Origin of the sequence: Pseudomonas sp. EA_35y_Pfl2_R111 (assembly GCF_963970955.1) — a bacterium.
GTDB lineage: Bacteria > Pseudomonadota > Gammaproteobacteria > Pseudomonadales > Pseudomonadaceae > Aquipseudomonas.
Genome location: NZ_CAXAOM010000001.1, coordinates 1,570,619 through 1,595,339, shown reverse-complemented (window position 1 = coordinate 1,595,339; position 24,721 = coordinate 1,570,619). Strand labels below are relative to the sequence as shown.

The 24,721-nt window shown below is 61.9% G+C and carries 23 protein-coding genes; 8 read left to right on the top strand and 15 right to left on the bottom strand.

Going from position 1 to position 24,721, the window contains the following annotated elements:
• Nucleotides 1-24: 24 nt before the first annotated feature.
• From AACY25_RS07570 to AACY25_RS07560, 3 genes are all read right to left on the bottom strand, one after another.
• Nucleotides 25-1,098 carry an ABC transporter substrate-binding protein gene (locus tag AACY25_RS07570; protein ID WP_339523505.1) on the bottom strand — a complete coding sequence of 358 codons (1,074 nt, stop codon included), beginning with the start codon at nt 1,096-1,098 and terminating at the stop codon, nt 25-27.
• Between the two features lie 37 nt (nt 1,099-1,135).
• Nucleotides 1,136-2,248 (bottom strand): ABC transporter ATP-binding protein, encoded by a 1,113-nt coding sequence (locus tag AACY25_RS07565; RefSeq protein ID WP_339523503.1) that lies wholly within the window; start codon nt 2,246-2,248, stop codon nt 1,136-1,138.
• 274 nt (nt 2,249-2,522) lie between these two features.
• Nucleotides 2,523-3,719: a class I SAM-dependent rRNA methyltransferase gene (locus AACY25_RS07560; RefSeq protein WP_339523501.1), complete on the bottom strand. Its 1,197-nt coding sequence runs from the start codon at nt 3,717-3,719 to the stop codon at nt 2,523-2,525.
• 185 nt (nt 3,720-3,904) lie between these two features.
• Between AACY25_RS07560 and AACY25_RS07555 the strand changes: the two genes are divergently transcribed.
• The 4 genes from AACY25_RS07555 (at nt 3,905) to AACY25_RS07540 (ending at nt 6,676) form a co-directional block, all read left to right on the top strand.
• The gene (locus AACY25_RS07555; RefSeq protein ID WP_339523871.1) at nt 3,905-4,717 is read left to right on the top strand and encodes an HDOD domain-containing protein; all 813 of its coding nucleotides are present in this window, start codon (nt 3,905-3,907) and stop codon (nt 4,715-4,717) included.
• Between the two features lie 71 nt (nt 4,718-4,788).
• Nucleotides 4,789-5,601: a bifunctional DNA-formamidopyrimidine glycosylase/DNA-(apurinic or apyrimidinic site) lyase gene (mutM, locus tag AACY25_RS07550; RefSeq protein ID WP_339523499.1), complete on the top strand. Its 813-nt coding sequence runs from the start codon at nt 4,789-4,791 to the stop codon at nt 5,599-5,601.
• An 81-nt stretch (nt 5,602-5,682) separates the two neighbouring features.
• The gene (locus AACY25_RS07545; protein ID WP_339523496.1) at nt 5,683-6,261 is read left to right on the top strand and encodes a lysophospholipid acyltransferase family protein; all 579 of its coding nucleotides are present in this window, start codon (nt 5,683-5,685) and stop codon (nt 6,259-6,261) included.
• Between the two features lie 76 nt (nt 6,262-6,337).
• Nucleotides 6,338-6,676, top strand: a complete 339-nt coding sequence (locus AACY25_RS07540; protein WP_339523495.1) for a multidrug transporter — start codon at nt 6,338-6,340, stop codon at nt 6,674-6,676.
• A 78-nt stretch (nt 6,677-6,754) separates the two neighbouring features.
• On the opposite strand, the gene ggt is transcribed toward AACY25_RS07540, so the two are convergent.
• The 7 genes from ggt to AACY25_RS07505 form a co-directional block, all read right to left on the bottom strand.
• Entirely contained in the window at nt 6,755-8,464 is a 1,710-nt protein-coding gene (gene ggt, locus AACY25_RS07535; protein ID WP_339523494.1) for a gamma-glutamyltransferase, read from the bottom strand.
• Nucleotides 8,461-8,712 (bottom strand): YfhL family 4Fe-4S dicluster ferredoxin, encoded by a 252-nt coding sequence (locus AACY25_RS07530; protein ID WP_339523493.1) that lies wholly within the window; start codon nt 8,710-8,712, stop codon nt 8,461-8,463. Before AACY25_RS07530 ends, ggt begins: the two co-directional genes overlap by 4 nt.
• A gap of 106 nt (nt 8,713-8,818) precedes the next feature.
• Nucleotides 8,819-9,298, bottom strand: a complete 480-nt coding sequence (coaD, locus tag AACY25_RS07525) for a pantetheine-phosphate adenylyltransferase (protein WP_339408974.1) — start codon at nt 9,296-9,298, stop codon at nt 8,819-8,821.
• A 79-nt stretch (nt 9,299-9,377) separates the two neighbouring features.
• Entirely contained in the window at nt 9,378-9,758 is a 381-nt protein-coding gene (locus AACY25_RS07520; RefSeq protein ID WP_339523492.1) for a phosphopantetheine adenylyltransferase, read from the bottom strand.
• Nucleotides 9,759-9,780: 22 nt separating this feature from the next.
• Nucleotides 9,781-11,373 carry a GMC family oxidoreductase gene (locus tag AACY25_RS07515; RefSeq protein WP_339523491.1) on the bottom strand — a complete coding sequence of 531 codons (1,593 nt, stop codon included), beginning with the start codon at nt 11,371-11,373 and terminating at the stop codon, nt 9,781-9,783.
• A 173-nt stretch (nt 11,374-11,546) separates the two neighbouring features.
• A complete protein-coding gene (locus AACY25_RS07510) occupies nt 11,547-12,092 on the bottom strand; it encodes a twin-arginine translocation pathway signal protein (RefSeq protein ID WP_339523489.1) in 546 nt (181 codons plus the stop codon).
• A 32-nt stretch (nt 12,093-12,124) separates the two neighbouring features.
• The gene (locus AACY25_RS07505; protein ID WP_339523488.1) at nt 12,125-13,579 is read right to left on the bottom strand and encodes a coniferyl aldehyde dehydrogenase; all 1,455 of its coding nucleotides are present in this window, start codon (nt 13,577-13,579) and stop codon (nt 12,125-12,127) included.
• Nucleotides 13,580-13,815: 236 nt separating this feature from the next.
• Between AACY25_RS07505 and AACY25_RS07500 the strand changes: the two genes are divergently transcribed.
• Nucleotides 13,816-14,475: a TetR/AcrR family transcriptional regulator gene (locus tag AACY25_RS07500; RefSeq protein WP_339523487.1), complete on the top strand. Its 660-nt coding sequence runs from the start codon at nt 13,816-13,818 to the stop codon at nt 14,473-14,475.
• Nucleotides 14,476-14,614: 139 nt separating this feature from the next.
• Here AACY25_RS07500 and AACY25_RS07495 read toward each other — a convergent pair whose 3' ends face one another.
• The 5 genes from AACY25_RS07495 to AACY25_RS07475 all read right to left on the bottom strand — a co-directional run bounded on the left by AACY25_RS07495 (nt 14,615) and on the right by AACY25_RS07475 (nt 20,339).
• On the bottom strand, nt 14,615-15,604 hold the full coding sequence (locus AACY25_RS07495; RefSeq protein WP_339523486.1) for a hydrolase: 990 nt from the start codon (nt 15,602-15,604) through the stop codon (nt 14,615-14,617).
• 122 nt (nt 15,605-15,726) lie between these two features.
• Entirely contained in the window at nt 15,727-16,335 is a 609-nt protein-coding gene (gene rsmD / locus AACY25_RS07490) for a 16S rRNA (guanine(966)-N(2))-methyltransferase RsmD (RefSeq protein WP_339523485.1), read from the bottom strand.
• Nucleotides 16,335-17,816 (bottom strand): M16 family metallopeptidase, encoded by a 1,482-nt coding sequence (locus AACY25_RS07485; protein WP_339523483.1) that lies wholly within the window; start codon nt 17,814-17,816, stop codon nt 16,335-16,337. Before AACY25_RS07485 ends, rsmD begins: the two co-directional genes overlap by 1 nt.
• Complete coding sequence (locus AACY25_RS07480) at nt 17,809-19,164, bottom strand: M16 family metallopeptidase (protein WP_339523482.1); 1,356 nt, start codon at nt 19,162-19,164, stop codon at nt 17,809-17,811. The genes AACY25_RS07485 and AACY25_RS07480 overlap by 8 nt, the downstream gene beginning before the upstream one ends.
• 245 nt (nt 19,165-19,409) lie before the next feature.
• Entirely contained in the window at nt 19,410-20,339 is a 930-nt protein-coding gene (locus AACY25_RS07475; RefSeq protein WP_339523481.1) for a LysR family transcriptional regulator, read from the bottom strand.
• 108 nt (nt 20,340-20,447) lie between these two features.
• Between AACY25_RS07475 and AACY25_RS07470 the strand changes: the two genes are divergently transcribed.
• The 3 genes from AACY25_RS07470 (at nt 20,448) to ftsY (ending at nt 24,720) form a co-directional block, all read left to right on the top strand.
• A complete protein-coding gene (locus AACY25_RS07470; RefSeq protein WP_339523480.1) occupies nt 20,448-22,190 on the top strand; it encodes an amidohydrolase in 1,743 nt (580 codons plus the stop codon).
• Nucleotides 22,191-22,298: 108 nt separating this feature from the next.
• Nucleotides 22,299-23,048, top strand: a complete 750-nt coding sequence (locus AACY25_RS07465) for a TorF family putative porin (protein WP_339523479.1) — start codon at nt 22,299-22,301, stop codon at nt 23,046-23,048.
• Nucleotides 23,049-23,256: 208 nt separating this feature from the next.
• Nucleotides 23,257-24,720, top strand: coding sequence for a signal recognition particle-docking protein FtsY (gene ftsY, locus AACY25_RS07460; protein ID WP_339523478.1), 1,464 nt, complete (start codon nt 23,257-23,259; stop codon nt 24,718-24,720).
• The last annotated feature ends 1 nt before the right edge of the window (nt 24,721 follow it).

Genomic DNA, 24,721 nt, shown 5'->3' with positions numbered 1-24,721 from the left:
CGGCAGGAGAGGGGTCATAGCGGGTTACTTCAACAGCCACTCGTTGAATTTTTCACCGAGGGATTCGCCGTAGTCGGCCCAGAAGTCCGAACCGGCCTGAATGCCTTTGCTCAGGTGAGCCGTCGGCAGGTGCGGTGCGGCGCTTTGGTCAGCCAGCGGCATGGAGGATTTGCGCGTTGGGCCGTAGGCCACGTCCGGCATGCCGGCCAGCGGCGTGGAGCCGGTGGCGTAGGCAATGAATTTCAGTGCCAGGTCCTTTTTCGGCGAGCCTTTGACGATGGCCCAGGCGTCGAGGTCGTAGACGTGGCCGTCCCAGACGATGACGAAGGGTTTGTTTTCCTGGCGGATGGCGTCATAGAAGCGGCCGTTCGCCGATTGCACCAGCACCGCGCCACCATCGTTGAGCAGCTGTGGAGCCTGGGACCAGGAGTCGAACCAGACGATGTCCTTCTTGATGGTGTCCAGCTTGGCGAAGGCGCGAGCCTGGCCTTCCGGGGTGGACAGCACGTCGTAGACTTCGCCCGGCGGCACGCCGTCAGCCAGCAGCGCCCACTCCATGTTCACCTGAGGGCGTTTGCGCAGGGCGCGCTTGCCAGCGATTTTGCTGGTGTCGAAGAAATCGGTGATGCTCGCCGCCTTGGTGCCGCCGATGGTTTTCTCGTTGTAGGCGAAGACCACCGACCAGACGATGTTGCCGACTGCGCACTCACTGGCCAGGGCCTCGGGAATAAAGTCCTTCTCGGCCGGAACGCCGTCAATACCGGCCGGCAGGATGTCGCGCGGGATGCTTTCCAGCAGGCCTTCGGAGCAGGCGCGCTCAAGGTCGATCACCTCGAAGTCGACCACATCCCACTGGATATTGCCGGACTCGACCTGGGCTTTGATCTCGGCCACGCCGCCGGTGTAATCCTCGAATAGCACCTTGTTGCCGGTATCTTTCATAAACGGGTCGATAACGTGTTTCTGCTGGGCCGCGCCATAGGCACCGCCCCATGACACAACAGTCAGGGTTTCCTCGGCGCTGGCGGCGAAACTTGCCGTGCCCAGGGCGGCGGCGAGTGCGAAGGTGGAAAAGCGGGTGGTCAGTGTTCTAGCCATTGCTGTGCTCCATTGCTTCTGCTTCTAGTTATGGGGGTCAGGTTGGTGTGTTGGGGCGATCCAGGGCCTGGCTGTCTTGCGGCAGCCAGGCCAGGGCGACTTCTTCCTTGGCACTGAGTTGCGGGGCGCTGCTGTCATTCATGTTCTTCACCACCAGCTCGGTGCCGTCGGCAGTTTCGAAGTGGTAGCGGATGTATTCGCCGACATAGTGGCGGGTGACGAAACGCGCCATGACCTGGTTGCCGGCTGTGCCCAGGCGGTCGGTAAAGCTGAGTTTTTCCGGGCGTATCGACACCGTGGTGGGCAAGCCGACTTCCGTGCAATTGGCCTTCAACGAACTGACCACGGCGCCGTCGTCCAGACGGACTTCGACGGTCTCAGTTCCGACCGATTCGATCACGCCCTTGAGCTTGTTGCTCTCGCCAATAAAGTCGGCGACGAACAGGTTGGCCGGGCGCTCGTAGAGCACATGAGGCGGCGCGCACTGCTGGACGATGCCGTTATTGAACACGGCGATGCGGTCGCTCATGGTCAGGGCTTCGGTCTGGTCGTGGGTCACGTAGATCACTGTGAAACCGAGCTGCTCGTGCAGGCGCTTGATCTCGAACTGCATCTGCTCACGCAGCTTCTTGTCCAGTGCGCCCAGCGGTTCGTCCATCAGTACGATGTCGGGGGCGAAGATCAGTGCGCGAGCCAGGGCCACACGCTGGCGCTGGCCGCCGGAGAGTTGGCCAGGGAAGCGGTTGCCGAAATCCAGCAGCTCGACCAGCGACAGGTATTCGTCGACCTTGGCGCGAATGACTTCTTTGGGCTGCTTGCGGATCTTCAGCGGGTAGGCGAGGTTTTCGCGCAGGGTCATGTGCGGGAACAGCGCGTATTGCTGGAACACCATGCCGATATTGCGCTGGTAAGGCGCGATACTGGTGACCGAGCGGCCGTTGATCAGGATCTCGCCGCTGGTCACGTCCTCGAACCCGGCGAGCATCATCAGACAGGTGGTTTTACCCGAGCCGGAGGGGCCGAGCAGGGTGATAAATTCGCCCTTGGCCACATCCAGGTTGAAATCCTTGACCACCAGATTTTTGTGGTCGTAAGTCTTCTTGACGTTGGTGAATTGCAGGAACGGTTTGTCCCCAGCCAGGTCAGCCATACCCCTCCCCAAATGTGCTCTGAACAGACAGCTGCTTGTGGCCGCTATCTGAATACTTGAATTCGTGCGCCCGTTTTTATGGCGTAACGGGTACTTGTTTGAATGTTCAAGTTACGCAAGCACTGTGCCAGTCAGTGGCGGCACATCGCGAGCGCGGCGGTGCTGGGGTGTAAGCCTAGTCCAGGCGCGGGGTTGCGCCAGGCGGGTGTGGGGAGTGGTAACAACGGTGGGGGAAGGAAGCACCTGCCGACACGCACTCGGCAGGTGCAGGTGCTCAACTGTTGGGCAGTAAGCGCACGGTCAGGCTCTTGATATAGCGGGTTTCAGCAATGGCCGGGTGCACGGGGTGATCCGGGCCCTGGGCGCCGCGTTCGAGCAACTGGATATTGCGGTCCAGATGGCGCGCGCTGGTGAGCAGGATGTTCTGCAGGTTGTCTTCTTCCAGGTGCATGGAGCAGCTCGCGCTGATCAGGATGCCGTCCTTGTTGAGCAGGCGCATGGCCTGTTCATTGAGGCGGCGGTACGCGCCCTCGCCGTTCTTCTGGTCTTTCTTGCGTTTGATAAAGGCGGGCGGGTCGGCCACGATCACGTCGAAGCGCTCTTCCGAGGCTTTCAGCTGTTTCAGCGCTTCGAACACATCGCCTTCAACGCAGGCAACCTGGTCGGTCAGGCCGTTCAGCGCAGCGTTGCGTTCCACACCGTCGAGGGCAAAACCGGAGGCGTCCACGCACATCACGTCGCTGGCACCAAAGGCCGCAGCCTGCACGCCCCATCCGCCGATATAGCTGAACAGGTCGAGCACGCGCTTGCCTTTGACGTAGGGCGCCAGGCGCGCGCGGTTCATGCGGTGATCGTAGAACCAGCCGGTTTTCTGCCCTTCGATCACTGGCGCTTCAAACTTCACGCCGTTCTCTTCCAGGGCAACCCACTCCGGCACCACGCCAAACGGGGTTTCCACATAACGCGCCAGACCTTCGGCATCGCGGGCGGCGGAGTCGTTCTTGAGCAGGATGCCGCTGGGTTTACACACCTGGATCAGTGCGGCGAGCACGTCGTCCTTATGGCGCTCCATGGTGGCGGAAGCCAGTTGCACCACCAGAATGTCGAAGAAACGGTCGACCACCAGGCCCGGCAATAGATCGGAATCGCCGTACACCAGGCGGTAGCAAGGCTTGTCGAACAGCCGCTCGCGCAGGCTCATGGCGACGTTGATGCGGTGCACCAGCAGGGATTTGTCCAGCACGTGTTTGACGTCACGCGACAGCAGGCGCGCGCAGATCAAATTATTCGGGCTCATCGCGACGATGCCCAGCGGCTTACCGCCGGTCGCCTCGAGAATGGCCTGGTCGCCGGCCTGGAAACCGCTGAGCGGGGTGGCGGCGACATCGATTTCGTTGCTGTAGACCCACAGATGGCCGGCGCGCAGGCGTCGATCGGCGTTGGCTTTCAGGCGCAGGCTGGGCAGGGACATGCTGGGGACTCCGAAAAAAGAGCGGAATTATAGCGGGTTCAGTAGCGTCGCGGCGGTTACAAAAGTCGCCTGTGGAAGTGCTGGGGGTTTAGCTAGACTGTGGCTCACTTCTCATTCCGGTTGTTCCCGTCATGTCCCAAGAGCTTTCCGCCGAATATATCCAGCAAGTGCTGCAGGGCATCAGCGTGCCACCGCAGCCGCAGATCATGGTGGATTTGCAGATGGAACAGGTGATGCCGAGCCCTGATCTGCGTGCCATCGCCAAGCTGATTGGCCAGGATCCCGGCCTGTCCGGAGCGTTGCTGAAACTGGTGAATTCGCCGTTCTTCGGCCTGACCAACCGTATCGCCTCGATCCAGCAGGCGGTCAATTTGCTCGGCTGCAACACGGTGATCAACCTGATCAATGCGCAGTCGATCCGTGGCGAACTGACGGATGAGGCCATTGTCACCCTCAACCGTTTCTGGGACACCGCCCAGGATGTGGCCATGACCTGCCTGACCCTGGCCAAGCGTATCGGTTACCACTCGCCGGATGAGGCCTACACCCTCGGCCTGTTCCACAACTGCGGCATTCCGCTGATGATCAAGCGTTTCCCCAATTACATGTCTGTGCTGGAGGAGGCCTACGCCAGCGCTATCGGTGAGCGCCGCGTCGTGGATACCGAGAACCGCCTTCTCAATACCAACCACGCGGTGGTCGGCTATTTCACCGCCAAGTCGTGGAACCTGCCGCTGCACCTGTGCGAGGCGATTGCCAGCCACCACAATGCGCTGGCGATTTTCAACGAGGATTCCAGCCGCGATGCGCAGCTGAAAACCCTGCTGGCGATTTTGAAGATGGCCGAGCACATCTGTGAAAGCCATCTGGTGCTGGGTAATCAGCCGGACGACCATGAATGGCAGAGCATCGAGCAGCTAGTGCTGGAGTATGTTGGCCTGTCCGGTTATGACTTCGAAAACCTGCGCGAGAGCATTCGCGACCTGGGCGCGAGCTAGCCCGTCTCGTCGCTCCAGGGCATTCCTGCTAAGGTGAGCGCCCGCTCGGATTGCTCAGCTGATCACTCGCTATGCCAGAACTTCCTGAAGTAGAAACCACTCGCCGTGGCATCGCGCCATTCCTTGAAGGCCAACGCGTCAGCCGGGTGATCGTGCGTGAACGCCGCTTGCGGTGGCCGATTCCCGAAGACCTGGATATTCAACTGTCCGGCCAGCGTATCGAGTGCGTCGAGCGGCGTGCCAAGTACCTGCTGATCAAGGCCGAAACCGGTAGCCTGATCAGTCATCTGGGCATGTCCGGCAGTCTGCGTCTGATCGAGGTGGGTTTGCCGGCGGCGAAGCATGAACACGTGGATATCGAGCTGGAATCCGGCTTGGCCCTGCGCTATACCGATCCACGCCGCTTCGGTGCGCTGCTCTGGAGCAGTGATCCGTTGAGTCATGTGCTGCTCAGCAAGCTGGGACCGGAGCCCTTGACCGAGCTGTTCGATGGCGATCGATTGTTCCAGCTGTCCCGTGGCCGCGCCATGGCAATCAAGCCCTTTATCATGGACAACGCCGTGGTGGTCGGGGTGGGCAATATCTACGCCAGCGAAGCGCTGTTTGCTGCAGGCATCGACCCGCGCCGTGAGGCTGGCTCGGTGTCGCGAGCACGCTACCTGACGCTGGCGGATGAAATCAAACGCATCCTCGCCCATGCCATCGAGCGCGGCGGTACCACCTTGCGTGATTTTGTCGGTGGAGATGGTCAGCCGGGCTATTTCCAGCAGGAGTTGTTTGTCTACGGTCGCGGCGGGGAATTCTGTAAGCGCTGTGGCATAACCTTGCGCGAGGTTAAGCTCGGCCAGCGCGCCAGCGTCTATTGTCCGCGCTGCCAACGCTAAGGTTTTTCGCCGGGGTAGGTTTGCCCGTCAGGCACGAGTATCTGAACTGACTACATAACAATAAGAAAGACCGAGGTATTGATGTCCGGTAACTATCTGCCCCGCAACCCTCTGGCCGAATGGATTGGCCGTGTGGCGCTGAACCTGATGGGTTGGCGTATCGAAGGTGAGCTGCCCAAGCTCGACAGGTTTGTGGTGATCGGTGCGCACCACACCTCCAATTGGGACTTCGTGATCTTTATCGCCGTGAAGTTTGTGCTGCGCCTGAATGCCCGCTGGTTTGGAAAGCACACGATATTCAATTGGCCGTTTGGCGGACTGATGCGCCTTTGGGGCGGAATTCCAATTTACCGCGAGCGCAAGGGCAATACGGTTGAGCAGGCGGTGCAGGCCTTTAGCGAACATCAGCAATTTATGCTGATCCTCTCACCGGAGGGTACGCGCAAAAAGGTGGAACGCTGGAAGATGGGCTTCTATCACATCGCTCTAGGGGCCGGTGTGCCAATTGTGCTGGGCGCGCTGGACTACCAGAATCGACGTGTGGTTATCGGGCCGACTTTTATGCCGACCGGAGATGAAATGGCTGATCTCAGGGAAATACTCGAGTTCTTTCGGTCATTTATTCCAAAAAAACCTGAATACGCCTTTTATGGGGATTGACGGCCGTCACGCTGACAATTCGCAGAGCGCTGTTATAGTTAGCTTTACCGCCTCCTAATAGCTGAAGGATCGCCCCATGAAACTGTTCCGCTCAACCGCTGCTGCTCTGGCGCTGACCACTGGCCTGCTGGCGCTGCCGGCTTATGCTGACGTAGCGCAGCAGAACACTAGTGGTGACACTCTTTATACGGTCGAAGCACCAAAAGCGTTTTCGATGGTTGCCGATTTAGTAATTGCTCGTCCGCTCCTGATTGCTGCCACTGTTATCGGTGCGGGCGCCTTTGTTGTAACGCTGCCGTTCTCCGCAGCTGGTGGCAATATTGGTGAAGCAGGCAAGTCACTGGTTGTTGAGCCTGGTATGGCTGCTTTTGTTCGTTGTCTCGGCTGTACTACCAGTGGTTATCGCAAGGACTAGTAGCTTCGCCGCCCTTGGGCTGCTCGGTATTTTGGCCAGGCAGCCCCGTATAGCCCATAGCTCTCGCCTTAGTTTGATTTACCGGGGAGCTGCCGTTGTAATCACCGCAGTACCGATCCCGCGCGGATCACTGGCCGCTGCGACCTTCCCGTCTTGCTTGTCCCAGTACAGCACTTGTTGATTGCCGTACTGCCTGCCGGTTGCTTTCAATTGATGCCCGAGCGCTTCTAGCGCCGTGATTTCTGCTGGGCTGAAGGTGTCCGGCTCGTGCTCGATCAGGTCCGGGCGGAACTGGTGGTGGTAGCGGCTGACGCTGGGCCAGTGTTCGATTGGTTGTTGATCCAGGTATTCGAGCATCGCCAGCAGCACCATGCTGGGAATCCGGCTGCCGCCCGGCGTGCCGAAGCTGGCGAAACCCTCGGTGCTTTCAATAAAGCTGGGGCTCATGCTCGACAGCGGCCGTTTGCCGGCGGCGATACTGTTGGCCTGGCTACCGCTCAGGCCGTAAGCATTACTGCCTTGTACATCGGCGGCAAAGTCATCCATCTCATTATTCAGCAGCACCCCGGTGCCAGGTGCGGTAAAGGCTGCGCCGAACGGCAGGTTGATCGACAGTGTCGCCGCCACCGCATTGCCCTCGGTGTCGAGCACCGCGAAGTGGGTGGTGTGGTCGCCTTCCTGCCAGGTTCTGCTCGGCGGCAGGCTATCACTCGGTGTGGCGCGTTGTGGGTCTATGCTGCTGGCCAGTTGTTTCAGGTAAGCAGGGGCTAGTAGTTGTTGCGCTGGGTTGCGAACAAAATCGGGGTCGCCCAGCAGGCCACGATCCCGGTAGGCGCGACGCAGCGTCTCCACCACCAGATGAGTGCGCTGCACGCGATCGGCCTGTTGCCAGGGCAGTTGCTGCAGCATCAGCAGGCTTTGCCCCAGGGCGATGCCGCCAGCTGATGGCGGCGGTGCGCTGATCAGCTCCCGACCTTGAGCCAGAGAAACGCGCAGCGGCAGGCGTTCAACGATGCGGTAGTCAGTCAGGTCCTTGAGGGTCCAGATACCGCCTGCCTCACGCACTGCCTTGACCAGCTGATCTGCCACCACTCCGCCGTAGAAGCCTTCACGGCCATTTTTGCCCAATTGTTCCAAGGTGCGGGCCAGTTCCGGCTGACGCAGCAGGCCGAGCTCTTCGGGGATTTCGCCTTTATCGAGGAATATCTGCGCGGTTTCCGGGTTGTCGCGCATAGCCGCTAGGCGCCAGCCGGCGCGCTCGCGGTAAACCCGGTCGATGCTGACGCCACTGCGTGCCAGGCGGATGGCCGGTGCCAGCGAGTCGCGCAGCGGCAGGCGGCCGAAGCGTTCGGCCAGCTCGACCAGCGCCTCCGGGAGGCCGGGAATGGCAGCGGCCAATGCGCCATTTAGCGAAAGATCTTTGCTGATTTCGCCGTTGACTCGATACAGATCGGCATGGGCTGCTTGTGGGGCGCGTTCGCGGGCATCGAGAAAGCGGTAGGTGGGTTGCTCGCCGGCTTCGCGCAACAGAAAGAAGCCGCCGCCGCCCAGGCCCGAGCCGTAGGGCTCGACCACTGCCAATGCCGCACTGATAGCTACAGCCGCATCAAAGGCGTTCCCACCCAGGGCCAGGGTTTCCTGGCCGGCCACGGTGGCGGCTGGGTGTGCGCTGGCGATGGCGATGCGTTCAGGCTGGGCTGCGGCATGCAGCTCAAGGGCGCAGAGTAGAGCAAGCGCACCGAGCAAGGTACGCCAGTGACAGCCGCAGAAAAGGCGGCCGGTCTTCATGCTTTACCGGTAATGATCAGGTACTTCTGCATCAGCTCGTCCTTGCTCTCGACATTGCTTTCATCGAGTGGGATGCAATCGACCGGGCAGACTTGCTGGCACTGCGGCTCATCGTAGTGGCCGACGCATTCGGTGCACAGGTTGGGGTCGATTTCGTAGATTTCTTCTCCCTGAGAGATCGCGGCGTTCGGGCATTCGGGTTCGCAGACGTCGCAGTTGATGCAGTCGTCGGTGATGATCAGGGACATGACGCACTCCTGCTGTGCTCTCTTGGGCACAGCCATAAAACTGGGGAAACAATGCGCAAATTGTGCCCCATCAAGGCCGCGCTTGCACGCGGCCGACGCTTTGCGATCAGCGCTTGAAGCGTTCTGTCAGCGCTGCGGCCACGGCCGGGTGCACGAAGTTGGAGATATCGCCACCTAGGGCGGCGATTTCGCGCACCAGGGTTGAGGAGATAAAGGAGTATTTTTCCGACGGAGTGAGGAACAGGCTTTCCACGTCCGGGGCCAGTTGGCGGTTCATATTGGCCAGCTGGAACTCGTATTCGAAATCGGACACTGCACGCAGGCCCCGCAGGAATGCATTCGCGCCTTGTTCTTTGGCAAAGTGCGCCAGCAGGGTGGAAAAGCCCACGACTTCGACATTCGGCAGGTGTTGAGTGACTTCCCGGGCCAGTTCAACGCGTTGTTCCAGGCTGAACAGCGGGTTCTTCTTCGGGCTGGCGGCGACCGCAATGATCACGCTGTCGAACAGCCGAGCGGCGCGTTCGACCAGGTCGCCGTGCCCCTTGGTGATGGGGTCGAAGGTGCCTGGGTATAACACTCGATTCATCGTGACGTCCTGGCGGGTCCGTTGGGGAGTCGGATGGTAGCGCAGCAAGGCGACGTCGGCCAAGTCAGCGCGGTTGGCTTTAGACCTTGCGCGCCAGAACAACCAGCAGCGTGGCGATCAGCAGGCAGGCCAGCGCCAGCCAGTCGGCGATTACCACCCGGCGCAGCGCCTCGTTATAAGTAGGGCTGCTCCAAGCCAACAGAAGAAAGCTCAGCACACTGACCAGGCCGCCAATCAGAGCGAGCGGTTGCAGGGCTGGGCGAAAAGCGGCGTAGACCAGAAAGGCACCGAGCAGGCCGAACAGCACCGCGCGGCTGCGCATCAGCAGGAGCAGGTTGGGTTCCTCGAAGGCCAGGCCATAGAGCTGCGCCAGCCGCTCAGCGCCGAGCACGCCACTGAGCGGCAGCAGGTGGATGATGCCGGCGATGATCAGCAGCACGGAAACCAGTTTTTGCGACATGGTCTGGCCCCTTCGAGGTGAGCTAGGCGCGCAGCCGCTCAGCCAATTGGCTGGCCAGCTTGGCGGTCAGGCCGTAGATCGACAGCTGCGGGTTGGCGCCGATGCTGGTGGGGAACAGCGAACCGTCATGGATCGACAGGTTGCTCAACTGATGGTGACGACCAAGGCTGTCGGTGACCGCCTGCTGCGGGTCTTCACCCATGGCGCAGCCGCCCATGACGTGGGCGCTGCCCAGGCGAGTGCGGTACAGCTCAAGACTGAGGTTGTCGATCAGGGTTTTCGCCTCGCTCAAGGTTTTCACGTAGCCGGCGTCGGCGTGCAGTGGCAGTACCGCCTTGGCCCCAGCTGCGAACTGGATCTCGGCCATGCTGTGGAAGGCGCGGCGCACGCCGTCCCAGGTGTAGTCGGTCATCTGGTAGTCGAGCACCGGGCTGCCATCGCCGCGCAGTTCCACGCGGCCTTCGGCGCTGTCCGGGTGGAAACCGTCACGCAGCAGGGCCAGCATCACGTTGGTATTGGGCAGCTGTTCCATGCGCATGGCGTTGTCGATGCCGAAGCGGCCGAGCAGGGTGGCGGTCAGTGCCGGCTGCAGCGGCGGGACTTCGAGCTTGTAGGACAGGCGCCCAGCGGTGCCGTCATCCCATTGGAAATGGTCGGAGTAGATAGACTGCGGCGCGCCGTAGAAGGGGTTGATCACCTGATCGAACAAGGCCGCGGAGAAGTTCACCAGGTGCAGGAAGGTACGCTTGCCGGTGCGCTGGTGCGGGTCCGGTGCATTCGAACGCAGGAGAATCCCTGGTGTGTTGATGCCGCCACCGGAGAGTACGTAATGCTTGGCCTTGACCGTAATCTTGCGGCCATTTGGGGCGACGCAGCGCTCGTCCATGCCCAGGCATTCGATGCCCATGACCTGGTCACCCTCGATCAGCAGCTTGTCGGCACGTGCCAGATAGAGCAGTTCGCCGCCCTTATCCAGGGTCGCGGGAATGGTGGTAACCAGCATCGATTGCTTGGCGTTGGTCGGGCAGCCCATGCCGCAATAGCCGAGGTTCCAGCAACCGCGTACGTTGCGCGGAATTACCTTCCATTCGTAGCCGAGTTTTTCACAGCCGCTGCTGAGCACCGCGTTATTGGCGTTCGGCGGCACGGCCCAGGGCGTGACGCCCAGGCGCTGTTCCATCTGCTCGAACCAGGGCGCCATTTCTTCTGGGCCGTGGCCTTTGACGCCGTGTTCCGTAGCCCAGTGTTCCAGGGTTGGTGCGGGCGTGCGGAAGCTCGAGGTCCAGTTGATTAGCGTGGTACCGCCGACTGCGCGGCCCTGCATGATGGTGATCGCGCCATCCTTGCTCATGCGGCCGATACCTTCCTGATAGAGGCTGGCGTAGGCCTTGTCTTCGAGCATCTTGAAGTCGTCGCTGGTTTTCAGCGGGCCTTCCTCGATTAGCAACACCTTGAAGCCTGCCGAACTGAGGATTTCCGCAGTGGTGCCACCGCCCGCGCCGCTGCCGACAATGGCCACGTCGGCTTCCAGGGTCAGGTCGCTGTCCAGGCGCGAGCCGTTATAGGTCTTCCAGCCACGGGCCAAGCCCTCTTTGAAACTATCCGGTACAGGCATTTAAGGTGCTCTCAGACGAATTCTTATTAGAGTTCAGTGGTTCCGCTAATTGACGATCTCGCGAGCTAGAGCCAGGCAAGGCAAAAATGTCCGAGGAGGCGGAATGTACTTTTGTACATGAGCACTCCGAGGCCATTTTTAACGCGGCATGGCCGACGCGCAGCAGATCGTGGTCAAACAGTCGGAGGTCCGGGGTAGCCGCAGTGCGCCCAGGACTCGGCCCGGCTATACCAGCTCATCATCACCAGCTGCAGCAGCGAGGCGTGGCCCATTTTCAGCAGGCCAATCGAGCTGTTCTGCCAGCGATCGAGAAACGCCTGCACATCGGCGGGCGATGCGTTTTCCCAGCTGCCCCAGACGCCAGTCAGCGGGCCGCGGGTGATCGGCATGGCCAGCACGTCGAACAGCTGGACGGTCAGTTTGAGCAATTCCGGCGAGACGTGATTAAGGCTGTAGTCGAGGCTGGCGAGGGTGCCTTCGACTGCTTGCGGCATCTTCTCGGCCGTTACCGCGCCGGCCAGCATCACCGGGATCAAGGCATGCAGAAAGGCCAGATCGGACTCGCGGATCACCGCAAAGCCGGCTTTCGGGGTGCTGGCCGAACAGCCGCTGAGGCTGGCGGTGAGCCCGGCGGTGGCGAGAAAGGCCGAGCCCATCAGGCCGACCTTGAGCAGGCTGCGCCTGCTCAGGTTTGGCGCTTCAAGCGTGGTGTTGTGCATTTCTTGTTATCACCGATTCAGGCCATTTGGGGTTAGCGAACGAACAGCTTGTACACCAGCTTATGCAGGGCTTTGCCGTAAGGCGGGTAGATCAGTTTGGCGGCATTGAAGCGCTGTTTGATAAACACGCCCTTGGCCTTGCTGAAGGTCAGGAAGCCTTCATGGCCGTGGTAATGGCCCATGCCGGAAGGGCCGACGCCGCCGAATGGCATGTCGTCCTGGGCCACATGCAGCAGGGTGTCGTTGAGGCATACGCCGCCGGAGTGGGTCTCGTGCAGCATGCGCTGCTGCTCATTCTTGTCGTAGCCGAAGTAGTAGAGCGCCAGCGGCCGGTCGCGCTCATTGATAAAGGCGAAGGCGTCTTCCAGCTTGTCGTAGGGGATGATCGGCAGCAGCGGGCCGAAAATCTCGTCCTGCATCACCTTCATTTCATCCGTCACGTTAAGCAGCACGGCCTGCGGCATGCGCCGGCCTTGGGCTTCGGGGTACAGCGGGATGATGGTCGCGCCCTTGCTCTCAGCGTCCTGCAGATAGCTATTGAGACGCTGCTGCTGGCGCTCGTTGATGATCGCGGTGTAGTCCGGATTGTCCGCAAGCGTCGGGTAGAAGCTCTGCACCGCATTGCGATAGGCCTCGACGAAGCCTTCCACACGGTCTTTCGGGACTAGTACGTAATCCGGCGCGACGCAGGTCTGGCCGGCGTTCATGGTCTTGCCGAAGGCGATACGCTCGGCGGCATCACTCAGCGGTACAGAGGTCGAAACGATGGCTGGCGACTTGCCGCCCAGCTCCAGGGTGACTGGGGTGAGGTTCTCGGCCGCGGCGCGCATCACGTGTTTGCCGATGCTGGTGGCGCCGGTGAACAGCAGGTGGTCGAACGGCATTTTGGAGAAGGCCATGCCGACTTCCGCTTCGCCTAGCACCACGGTTACCAGATCTTCGGGGAAGACTTTAGCCAGCAGGTCCTTGATCAGCTGCGAGGTGGCGGGGGTCGACTCGCTCATCTTGATCATCACCCGGTTACCGGCCGAGAGCGCGCCGACCAGTGGGCCTATGGCGAGGAATAGCGGGTAGTTCCACGGCACGATCACCCCGACCACGCCCAGTGGCTGGTAGATGACCTTGGCGGCGGCGGGCATAAATTGCATGCCGACGCTGCGGCGCGACGGCTTCATCCATTTTTTTATGCGCTTGGTCGCGTAGTGAATGCCGTGCAGGCTGGGCATCAGCTCGGCGAGCAGGGTTTCGTCGGCGCTGCGGTTGCTGAAGTCCTGGGAGATGGCGCTGATCAGCGTCTCACGCTCGTCGCGAAGCAGGTCGCGCAACACATTCAACCACTGTATGCGTTGCTCGGCCGAGGGCATGGGGTTGGCTTTGAACGCCTGACGCTGTCGGGCAAAGCTGCTCTCCAACTGGCTGAGCTGCTGTTGGCTGTGTTGCAGGCTTTGTTCCAGGCTTTTATCAAAGGCAGCGATGTTGGCGACCATGGTGCTACTCCTCGGCATTCCAGCAATGCAGTGCTTCAGGTGAGCTGAGGCCGCTGCAGAAAAGGTGTGCTGGATTTTTAGAGCAATTGCTCTAATCTGTCAAATAGCATGGCGCTGTCAGCCGACGGACGCAGCCCAACGAAAAGTTAGCGCATGTCTCCGCGGCTTTTTCCGGTAACACTTCTGACGTTTCTGCCTGTACCTTTGCCGGGCTTTTGAGCCGAGATCGAGTCGTTATGTCAGCCCCACTGAAAACCCGCGAACGCATCATTCAGGAGAGCCTGGCGCTGTTTAACGCCCAGGGCGAGCGCAGCGTTACCACCAACCATATCGCCGCGCACCTGGGGATTTCGCCGGGCAACCTGTACTACCACTTCCGTAACAAGCAGGCGATCATCGCCGAGCTGTTTAGCCTCTACGAAAGCCAGGTAGACACCTTCCTGCGCCGCCCCGAAGGCCGTGCGCTGACGGTGCAGGACAAAACTTTCTACCTGGAAGCGCTGCTCGCGGCCATGTGGCATTACCGCTTTCTGCACCGCGATCTGGAGCACTTGCTCGACAGCGACGCAGAGCTGGCCGAGCGCTATCGCTTGTTTGCCCAGCGCTGCCTGGTGCAGGCGCAGAATATCTACCAGGGCTTTGTTGAGGCCGGCATCCTGCTGATGGATGCGGCGCAGATCGAGGCGCTGACCCTCAACAGCTGGATCATCATGACCTCCTGGGTGCGCTTTCTCTGCACCACTCGCGGCAACCCCGGCGACCTCAGCCAAGAAATGCTCCGCCGTGGCATCTACCAAGTGCTTGCGCTGGAAGGCGGCTACACCGCCCCGCAAGCGCGCGAGGCCTTGGATGCCTTGTACGCCAAACTGCATGTGCCGCTTGATCAGGTGATCTAAATGGCATCCGGCTTTGCTGCGGCGGCGCTTTTGTAGTCGTAGGGTGGGGCAACGCGAAGCTGGCCCACCGTCACCTACACAACCACTTGAATATCACCTGCCTTATTGGTGGATGATTAAGGCGTCATCCACCCTACATTTACTGCGTGGCCTGCGCAGACAACCACTGCGGAATACGCCGCTCCAAGTAATAACCCGGTTTACCCAGGCCGCCTTCGACAAAGCCGACATGGCCGCCGTGGGTGTGCAGTTCGAACTCGATACTGGACGACAGCTCGCTGGCTTCGGGCAGGCTGTGGGTAAAGACGAAGGGGTCGTCGGCGGCCTGGATAATTAGCGTCGGCGTCTCGATTTTGCCGAGGAAGTAGCGGCTGGACGCGCGGCGGTAGTAGTCTTCGGCATCGGCGTAGCCATGCAGCGGTGCAGTGATGCGCCCGTCGAAATCCCAGAAGGTACGCATACCGTCAAGCGGGCCGAGTTTCTCCAGGGTAGACAGGCGGTCGCTCATGCCCTGATGAGCGAACAGGCGCTGCTTGTCCTTCACGTAAGCCACCATCTCGTGCATGAAATGGCGCTGATAGACCCTGGAAAAGCCCATGCCGATGCGATCGGCGCACTGATCCAGACGAAACGGCACCGACACCGCCGCTGCGCCCTGCAGCTGGCTGTCGGCCCCGGTTTCACCGAGGTACTTGAGCAGCACATTACCGCCCAGGGAATAACCCACGGCATAGATCGGCGCCATCGGCCGTTGGGCGCGCAGGTGACGGATGGTTTCCGCCAGGTCCTCGCTGGCGCCGGAATGGTAACCACGGGCCAGCAGGTTCGGTTCGCCGGAGCAGCCGCGCCAGTTCAGCGCCACGCTGGCCCAGCCCTGGGCCGCCAGTTGCTGCTGCAAACCCAGTACATACAGCGAGTCGGATGAGCCGGTCAGGCCATGCAGCACCAGCACCAGTGGCGCGTCCGCCTGATGCGGGCCGTGCCAGTCGAGGTCAAGAAAGTCACCATCCTCCAGCCACAGCCGTTCGCGCGGGCGCTCAAGTTTCGCCGGTTGGCGACACATCGGGTTCCACAGGGTTTGCAGATGGGGGCCGGGCAGCCACCAGGCAGGTTTGAAGGGCTTGGTCATGAGCAGATATCGCTTGGGAAAGCGCTCAGGCTAGGGCCTGCGACGGTGAAACGGAAGCTATATGAGTGGCGCGAATAACAGAACCCGGTTGGGCTTCACAGCGTGAAGCCCAACGTTTTCCTTCAGGCTGCGGCCGTGCGCTGCCATAGCGCGTAATACACCTGGCCCGCCTTCTGTTCGCGGTGCAAACGCCAGTTGCCGGGCATGCCGAGGCTAGAGGGGGAGTTTTCGCTTTCGGTGTAGACCCAGGCATCGGCCGCCAGCCAGCCGTTCTGCTCGAGCAGGGTACAGGCGGGTAGCAGCAGGTTCTGGTTAAACGGTGGGTCGAGAAACACCAGGTCGAATGGCGTTGCAGCCGGGTGTTGCAGGTAGAGCAGGGCGTCGGTCTGCTGCAGTTGGCCGTTGTCGCAGTTCAGCGTTTGCAGGTGGCCGCGCAGGCTGGCAATGGCTGCCGGGTTAAGGTCCAGAGCCAGGGCGCTGCCGGCACCACGCGACAGCGCTTCAAGAAACAGCGCGCCGCTGCCGGCAAACAGGTCGAGCACCTTGGCGCCCTCGACATAGGGCGCCAGCCAGTTAAACAGGGTCTCGCGCACGCGGTTCGGCGTTGGGCGCAGGCCGGCGGCCATGGGGAAGTTGAACTGACGTGAACGCCATTGCCCGCCGATGATCCGCAGCTGGCCATCGCCGCTGTGGGCGGGGTTGGCTTTTGGCGGTTTGGGTCGCTTGCTCATCAGTGCTCCGGAATCGCAGAAGGTTGCTCGACGGGGCTGTCGGTGGGCGGAGGCAGTTCTTTCTGCGCCACGCTCGGGCCGGCAGTGACGATCACCAGGGCGTCGGGGTTGAGGTGCTTGGCCATGGCGGCCTTGACCTGCTCCACGCTCAGCGCGTCGACGTCGCGCATAAAGTCTTCCAGGTAGCTCAGCGGCAGGTCATAGAAACCCATGGAGCCCAGCTGGCCGACGATGGCGGCGTTGCTTGCGGTGGACAGCGGGAAGCTGCCGGCCAGCTCGCGTTTGGCGTTGTTCAGCTCGTCAGCGGTCGGACCATCCTTGATGAAGTCGGCCAGCATGCTTTTGACCAACTGCAGGGTGCCATCGCTGAGTTCGGCGCGGGTTTGCAGGTTGATCATAAAGGGGCCGCGCGCCTGCATCGCGCTGAAGCCGGAGTAGACGCCATAAGTCAGGCCGCGCTTCTCGCGTACTTCGGTCATCAGGCGGGTGCCGAAACCACCGCCGCCGAACACTTGGTTGCCCAGGTAGAGCGCGGCGTAGTCCGGATCGCGGCGGTCGATGCCGAGTTGGGCAATCATCAGGTGGGTCTGGTTGGACGGGAACTCGATATGTTGCAGGCCCGGCTTGGGTTCTTCCGGCTGGGCGATACGCGGCAGCGCCGGGCCTTTCGGCAGGGCGGCGGACACCTGGCTGGCCAGGGCTTCGGCGTCGCTGCGTGAGAGGTCACCGACCAGCGCGATAATCGCATTGTTGGCGGTGTAGGCCTTGGCATGGAAGGCCTGCAGCTGCTCACGGCTGATGCTCGGGATCGACTCAGCATTGCCGTCGCTGGAGTGCGCATAAGGATGTGTGCCGTACAGGCGTTCGAACAACGCCAGGCTGGCCAGTTTGCCGGGGTTCTGCTTCTGGTACTCGAAGCCGGCCAGCAGCTGGTTTTTGATCCGCGCCAGGGCGTCGTCGGGGAAGGTCGGCTGGCCGAGCACCTGATTGAACAGTTGCATGGCCGGCTCGCGTTTGTCCGCGGCGCTCAGGCTGCGCAGGCTGGCGATGGCCATGTCGCGGAATGCGCCGTTGCCGAAGTTGGCGCCGAGATCTTCGAAGCCAGCGGCAATCGCGCCGACATCCTTGCCCGGTACGCCTTCATTGAGCATGGCGTTGGTCAGCATGGCCAGGCCCGGTACGCCATCATCATGGCTACTGCCGGCGGCAAAGGTCAGTTGCAGGTCGAACATCGGCAGCTCGCGGGCTTCGACGAACAGCACCTTGGCGCCTTCAGCGGTTTGCCAGGTCTGGATGTTCAGGTCGCGGCGGCTGGGCGGCTGATCGCCAAGGGCGGCCAGGGATTCGATGCTGGTCGATTCGGCGGCCGGAGCCGGGGTTGGGCTGCTATCCGGGCGGTTGATCACCAGTGCCAGCAGCGCCAGCAATATCAGTAGCGCTAGGCCGAGCAGGCCGTAGCGCAGGCCATTGCGCTCACTCATTGCGCTTCTCCTCAGGCAGAACATGGGCGACGCTCAGGCGGTCGCGGGTAAAGAAGGTGCTGGCGGCTTGCTGGATATCGGCGGGGGTGACTGCCTCCAGTTCGGCCAGTTCCTGGTCGATCAGCTTCCACGACAGGCCGACAGTTTCCAGTTGGCCAATGGCGGTGGCCTGGCTGGTGATCGAGTCACGCTCGTAGACCAGACCGGCGATCACTTGTGCACGTACGCGGGCCAGCTCTTCGGCGCTCGGTGGGGTGTTTTTCAAGTCTTCCAGCTCACGCCACAGGCCGGCTTCGACCTGCTCCAAGGTCTTGCCGGTCTGCACGTTGGGCGTGGCGGAAAGGATGAACAGGCTGTCGCCACGGGAGAAGCCGTCGTACCAGGCCGAGGCGCCGGATACCAGTTCCTCGCCACGCTCCAGGCGTGTCGGCAGGCGGGCGCTGTAGCCGCCATCGAGCAGGGCGGCAGCCAGGCGTAGAGCATGCACCTGGCGCGGTTGTTCGGCGGTGGCCAGGCCGGGGACGTTAAAGCCCATCATCAGATTCGGCAGCTGGGTTTTCAGGTACAGGGTGATACGTCGCTCGCCCGGTGCGGCCAGCTCACGCGGGATCTTGGCGATAGGCACGTTGCGCTTGGGGATGGCGCCGAAATAACGCTCGGCAAGCGTCTTCACCTCGGCGACGCTAACGTCACCGACCACCACCAGGGTGGCGTTGTTTGGCGCGTACCAGGCTTCGTACCAGGCACGCAGCTCTTCGACGGTCATGCGTTCGAGGTCAGCCATCCAGCCGATGGTCGGCGTGTGGTAACCGCTGGCGGGGTAGGCCATAGCCTTGAAGCGCTCATAGGCCAGGCTCGACGGTTTGTCGTCGGTGCGCAGACGGCGCTCTTCCTTGATCACCTCGATTTCCTTGGCGAACTCATCGGCCGGCAGCTTGAGGCTGGCCAGACGGTCGGCTTCCAGTTCCAGGGCGATGGCCAGGCGGTCGCGGGCCAGTACTTGGTAATAGGCGGTGTAGTCGTCGCTGGTAAAGGCGTTTTCCTCGGCGCCCAGTTCACGCAGGATGCGCGAGGCTTCGCCGGGGCCGAGCTTGCGGCTGCCCTTGAACATCATGTGCTCGAGAGCGTGGGACAGGCCGGTCTGGCCGGGCGTCTCGTAGCTGGAACCGACCTTGTACCAGAGCTGGCTGACCACCACCGGGGCGCGGTGGTCTTCGCGTACGATGACCTTGAGGCCGTTGTCCAGGCTGAATTCGTGGGTGGGTTGCGGCTCGGCGGCCAGGGCCAGCAGCGGTGTAAAGAGCACGCCGAAACATAGGGCGGCGACACGATGGGCAAGCGTTGGCATGGGAGTCTGTTCACCGTAAATGGCAGGTTGCCGGGACGCGAAGGACGGCTCGGCACGCTGTAAGCGCAGGTACAAGGTGTTGGGGAAAACCTGCGGCAGGGTACCGCGTGTTGCGGCAGTCAAACCACCGCAGCTGTTTTGCCGCGCGCCAGGCAGAGGCGGATTCTAACGGTAAGCGGCGCGTAACAGAACCGTGTGACCTTGCCGCTATAGCCCGGTTCCACCCGTGCCGATATCACCCCCATCTAGGCGGTGGCGTTGAGGCCCAGCCCGCGGGCGTCAAGAAACGCCGCCAGGTAATCGATAAAGGTCTGCACCTTGCGCGTGGCGCGTCGATGGCTGGGGTACACGGCGAGGATCAGCGGACCGAAGGCGTCCGGGTCGAAGTCATATTCAGCCATTACCCGCACCAGTTGGCCGCTGTCCAGATACGGCTGCACGCTCCAGGTCGGGCAGCCGTACAGGCCGGCGCCGCTGAGGGTATTGGCCAGCAGCAGGTCGTAATTGTCACTTTCCAGGCGGGCATTAGGCACCGGGACGCGCAGGCGCACACCGTTTTGCGCTAGCCACCAGAACTCTTGATCCAGCGCAGGGTGGCGGTAGAGCAACCATTGGTGCTGGCTGAAGTGCTCCGGGCGCACCGGTGCCGGGTTGGCGGCCAGGTAGGCGGGGCTGGCGCATAGCACGATGCGGTTGTGCCCCAAGGGTTTGGCGATCAGCCCCGGCAGGTCGCTGCGGCCTTCGCGCAAGGCCAGGTCATAGCCGCCCTCGACCAGATCGACGAAGGCGTCGCTTAAATCCACCCGTAGGCGGATTTGCGGATTGGCGGCGAGAAATCCACCGCACGCCTCATCGAGAAAGGCCCGGCCGAACGCCAGTGGGGCGGTCAGGCGCAGGTTGCCATGCAGGCCGTGCTTGAGTTGGCCGATTTCTTCGCCGGCATCGTGCAGGCGTTGCAGCACCTGGCGCGCGGTATCCAGGTAGAGCCGCCCGGCTTCGGTCAGCGCGGTGCGGCGGGTGCTGCGCTCGAACAGCTGCGCGCCCAGCTCGGCTTCCAGATGGCTGACCGCCTTGGTCAGGGCCGAAGGCGTCTTGCCCAGTTGCTCGGCCGCACGGCTGAAACTGCCGTGCTCGGCGGTGGCGACAAACATGCTCAGGGCGCTGAGCTTGTCCATAGAGTTTTTCCTGATAGGCAAAAAGGTTTTGCTTGGCTGCGCGGTTCTGCCGCCTGGGCGCAGGCGCTAGTCTCGCGGCTAGACCAATAAAAACTAGAGGCTAAGGCAATGCAACGATTTATTCCAAACCTGTTGGCCGCCGCTATGGCTTTTTCCTCGATGGAAGCCATGGCCGCCGCTGACCTGCTGCTCTTCAACGGCAAGGTGTACACCGCCGAACCCGGCCAGCCTCTGGCTCAGGCCGTGGCGGTAGAGAACGGCAAGATCCTCAAGGTGGGCAGCAATGTCGAGATCAAAGCCCTGGCCGATGCCGATACGCAGCTGATCGACCTGGCTGGCAAGGTGCTGATGCCGGGCATGATCGACACCCACAGCCATCCGGTGGTGGCGGCCTACGACAGCATGGGCTCCAACCTGTATGACGAAGTAAAACCGCTGGCCGAGTTGGAGCAGTGGATCATCGCTCAGGATCAGGCCGGAGCGGCTCGGGTGGGCGATATCATCGTCATCTCCGGCGCCAGCTCGGGCTATTGGGGGCAGAGCGGGGGGCTGGGCAAGATCTTCAACCAGGGCCGCTGGGCGGATCAGCCGGTGGTGCTGAATGGCATCGACGGCCATACCGGCTGGGCCAACAACGCCATGCTCGCGCGGGTGAAGATCGACGCGGCGCTGGTGAAAAGCCTGCCGGAGAAGGAACGCAACTATATCGGCCATAGCGCCGACTTCACCCCCAGCGGCTACCTGGCGGAAAACGGCTGGGATCGGGTGCGCAGCCAACTGCCCGCACCCACCGAAGCGGTGATGCTCAACGCGGCGCGTGAAGCGGTGAAGGTCAACAACCAGGTCGGCGTTACCGCCTGGATGGACGCGGCGTCCAATGCCGGCAGCGGCGATTCGCTGTTCGAAATGCGCCCCACCGAGCAGGATGTTGGCGTACTGCCGCTGTACCGCAAGCTGGCCGAGAGCGGCGAGCTGAGCGCCCATGTCGCGGCGCTGCTGATCACCCATCCTCAAAGCAAGCCGGCAGACCTCGAAGTGCTGGGCAAGGTTATGCAGCAATTCCAAGGCGTGCCGAACCTGACGTTCCCGGGGATCAAGTTATTCGCCGACGGCGTGATGGAGTTCCCCGGCCAGACCGCTTCGGTGATCGACCCGTTCAAAAACAGCCTCAAGCGCGGCGAGCTGCTGATCGACCCGAAGAACTTCGGCAAGCTGGCGGTGGCGGCTGAACAGCGCGGTTGGATCATGCATGTGCATGCGGTCGGCGACCGCGCGGTGCGTGAGGCGCTAAATGGCTTCGAGTACGCCCGCTCGCTCAAGCCGGCGCTGGTGCCACACAGCATCAGCCACCTGCAGCTGGTCAATCCCAAGGAGTTTGCGCGCTTCCAGCAGCTCGGCGTGATCGCCTCGATGCAACTGCTCTGGGCCACCGCCGAGACTTACACCGAGGAGCTGGTCAAACCCTACGTCAGCGCCGCCGCCTATCAGTACCAGTACCCTGCGCGTTCGCTGCACAAGGCCGGTGCGACCATCGCCGGGGCCAGTGACTGGCCGGTATCCAGCCCCAATCCGTGGAATGCCATCGCCCAGGCCAGCACCCGCAAGGGCCCGATGGGTGTGCTGAATGCCAAGGAAAGTATCGACCGCGAAAGCATGTTCCAGGCCTACACCCTGAATGCCGCCAAAGCCCTGCGCCTGGACAGCCGGATCGGTTCCCTGGCACCCGGCAAGCAGGCTGACCTGATCGTCCTCGACCGCGATGTGTTCAAGGTCAGCGATGAGGAACTGTTCGACACCCAGGTGCTGCGCACCTTCTTCGCCGGCAAACAGGTTTACGCCCCGGCCTCCTGACCCCGACTCCGCCCGCTCCGCCTTATCGGTACTGCTCCCCGCATCGGGCGGGGCGGGCGGAGCCTTGTCCAGCAGACGCCATAGACCCATAACAATAAGGAATAGCCAATGCGCGCATTACCCATCCTCATCCTCACCCTCGCCAGCCTGACGCTGCTGCCCCTCTGCAGCCAGGCAGTGGAGCTGAATGATCAGTTCGCCCTGCTGATTACCCCCAAAGTGATCAGCGACTACCGCTCCGACGGCGTCTCGCAAACCCTCGGCGACCCGGCTGCGCAGCTCGACGTGATGCTCAGCCATGTCAGCGGTGCTTACCTAGGGGCCTGGACCAGCCAGGTGAACTTTGGCTACGACTGGGAAAATGATGATAACTACGGCACCCGCCAGGAAGTCGATTACTACGCCGGCTACTACTGGCAGATCAACGACAACATCAGCCTGGACGCCATGTACAGCAAGTACACCTACCCAGGCGAAAGCCAGTTCAACAGCAGCGACATCATCGTCACCCTCGAGGCATATGGTGCCTATGTCGGCGGCAAGTATTCGGTCGATACCGACGAAGACAAGCTCAACGCATATATCGGCTATCGCACCCTGCTGCCGTTGGACGTGTCCCTGGATGCCCGCTACGGCAACGTCGACTACAAGGACGATGTGCTCTGGAATGAAGACTTCAGCAGGTCGCGGCAGAGCTATGACTACTGGCAGGTCGACCTGACTCGCGATCTGATTGGCGTGACCTGGGGCCTGAGCTACATCGACACCGATCAGTCGAAAGCCGAGTGCTTGAACTTCAACGGCTACGACGACCTGTGCGGGCCGACCCTGGTCGCCAGCGCGAGCAAGACCTTCTAAGGAGCAACACATGCCGTCGGACGCGCCCGCTTGGCCTTAGCGCCAGCGGGCGCGGAGGTGCTAGGATACGCATCCGTTTTACTGGCGGCCGTGTCTGCTGGGGCATCCGGGTATTACTGCGCACACTCTTCAGCTCTGTTGCGCTGCGTGGGTAATACTTTCTGAGCCTTGTACCGGCGTGTCGCACCTTTCGAGATAGCCGTCCTCCATGTTTGGTCCCAACGACGAGAAGAACACTCCCGCGCCTTCTGCGCCGGCCTCTGCCGAGAAGCCTGCGGAGAAGAAAGACCTGTTCGGCTGGCTGCGCAAGAAGCCGCAAGCACCGACCAGCCCTGAGCCGCAACCGACGCCCGTCAGCGAGCAGCCTGTTGTGCCGGCTGTTGCCGAGCCAGTATCTGCGCCCGTTGCGCCGGTAAGCGAAGTCGCTGCGCCTGTTGAATCACCCGCCATTGCCGTCGAGCCTGCTCCGGTTGCTCCGGTTGCTCCGGTTGCTCCGGTTGCTCCGGTTGCTCCGGTTGCTCCGGTTGCTCCGGTTGAGCAGGCCGCTGCCGTCACTCCCGCGCCGGCTGAAGCCAGCGAAGCGAGCCCGCTGCCTCGGCCGTCGCGTTTCCGTATCAATGCCGGCAGCGAAGTGCTGCATGCCCATATTGAACAGCCAGCGCTGGTTGAGCCGGTCGTCGCGCCGCCAGTGGCCGAGCCTGCAGTCGTGCAACCCGTCGTTGCCCCGGTCAAAAGCGCCGAGGAAACTCGGGCGGGCTTTCTCGAACGCCTCAAGCAAGGCCTGTCGAAAACCAGCGCCAGCCTTGGCGAAGGTATGGCCAGCCTGTTTCTCGGTAAGAAGGCCATCGACGATGACCTGCTCGAAGACCTGGAAACCCGCCTGCTGACCGCTGATGTGGGCGTCGAGGCCACCACGGCGATCATCGGTAACCTGACCAAGCGTGTGGCGCGCAAGGAGCTGGCCGACAGCGGCGCGCTGTACAAGGCCCTGCAGGATGAGCTGGTTGCGCTGCTCAAACCGGTCGAGCAGCCGCTGCAGATCGACAGCAGCAAGCAGCCCTATGTGATTCTGGTCGTCGGCGTTAACGGCGCAGGCAAGACCACCACCATCGGCAAGCTGGCGAAAAAACTTCAGCAGGATGGCAAGAAGGTCATGCTCGCCGCGGGAGACACTTTCCGCGCCGCCGCCGTCGAGCAGCTGCAGGTATGGGGTGAGCGCAACCAGATTGCGGTAATCGCCCAGCACACCGGCGCCGACTCCGCTTCGGTGATCTTCGATGCGGTGCAGGCGGCCAAGTCGCGCGGCATGGATGTGCTGATCGCCGACACCGCCGGACGTCTGCACACCAAAGACAACCTGATGGAAGAACTGAAAAAGGTCCGCCGGGTGATCGGCAAGCTGGATGACAGCGCGCCGCACGAAGTGCTGCTGGTGCTGGACGCCGGCACCGGGCAGAACGCGATCAACCAGGCCAAACAGTTCAATCAGACGGTCAACCTTACCGGCCTGGCGTTGACCAAGCTGGACGGCACCGCCAAGGGCGGGGTGATCTTTGCCCTGGCCAAGCAGTTTGTCTTGCCGATTCGCTATATCGGGGTGGGTGAGGGCATTGATGACCTGCGCACCTTCGAGGCCGAAGCCTTCGTTCAGGCGTTGTTCGCGGAGAAATAGG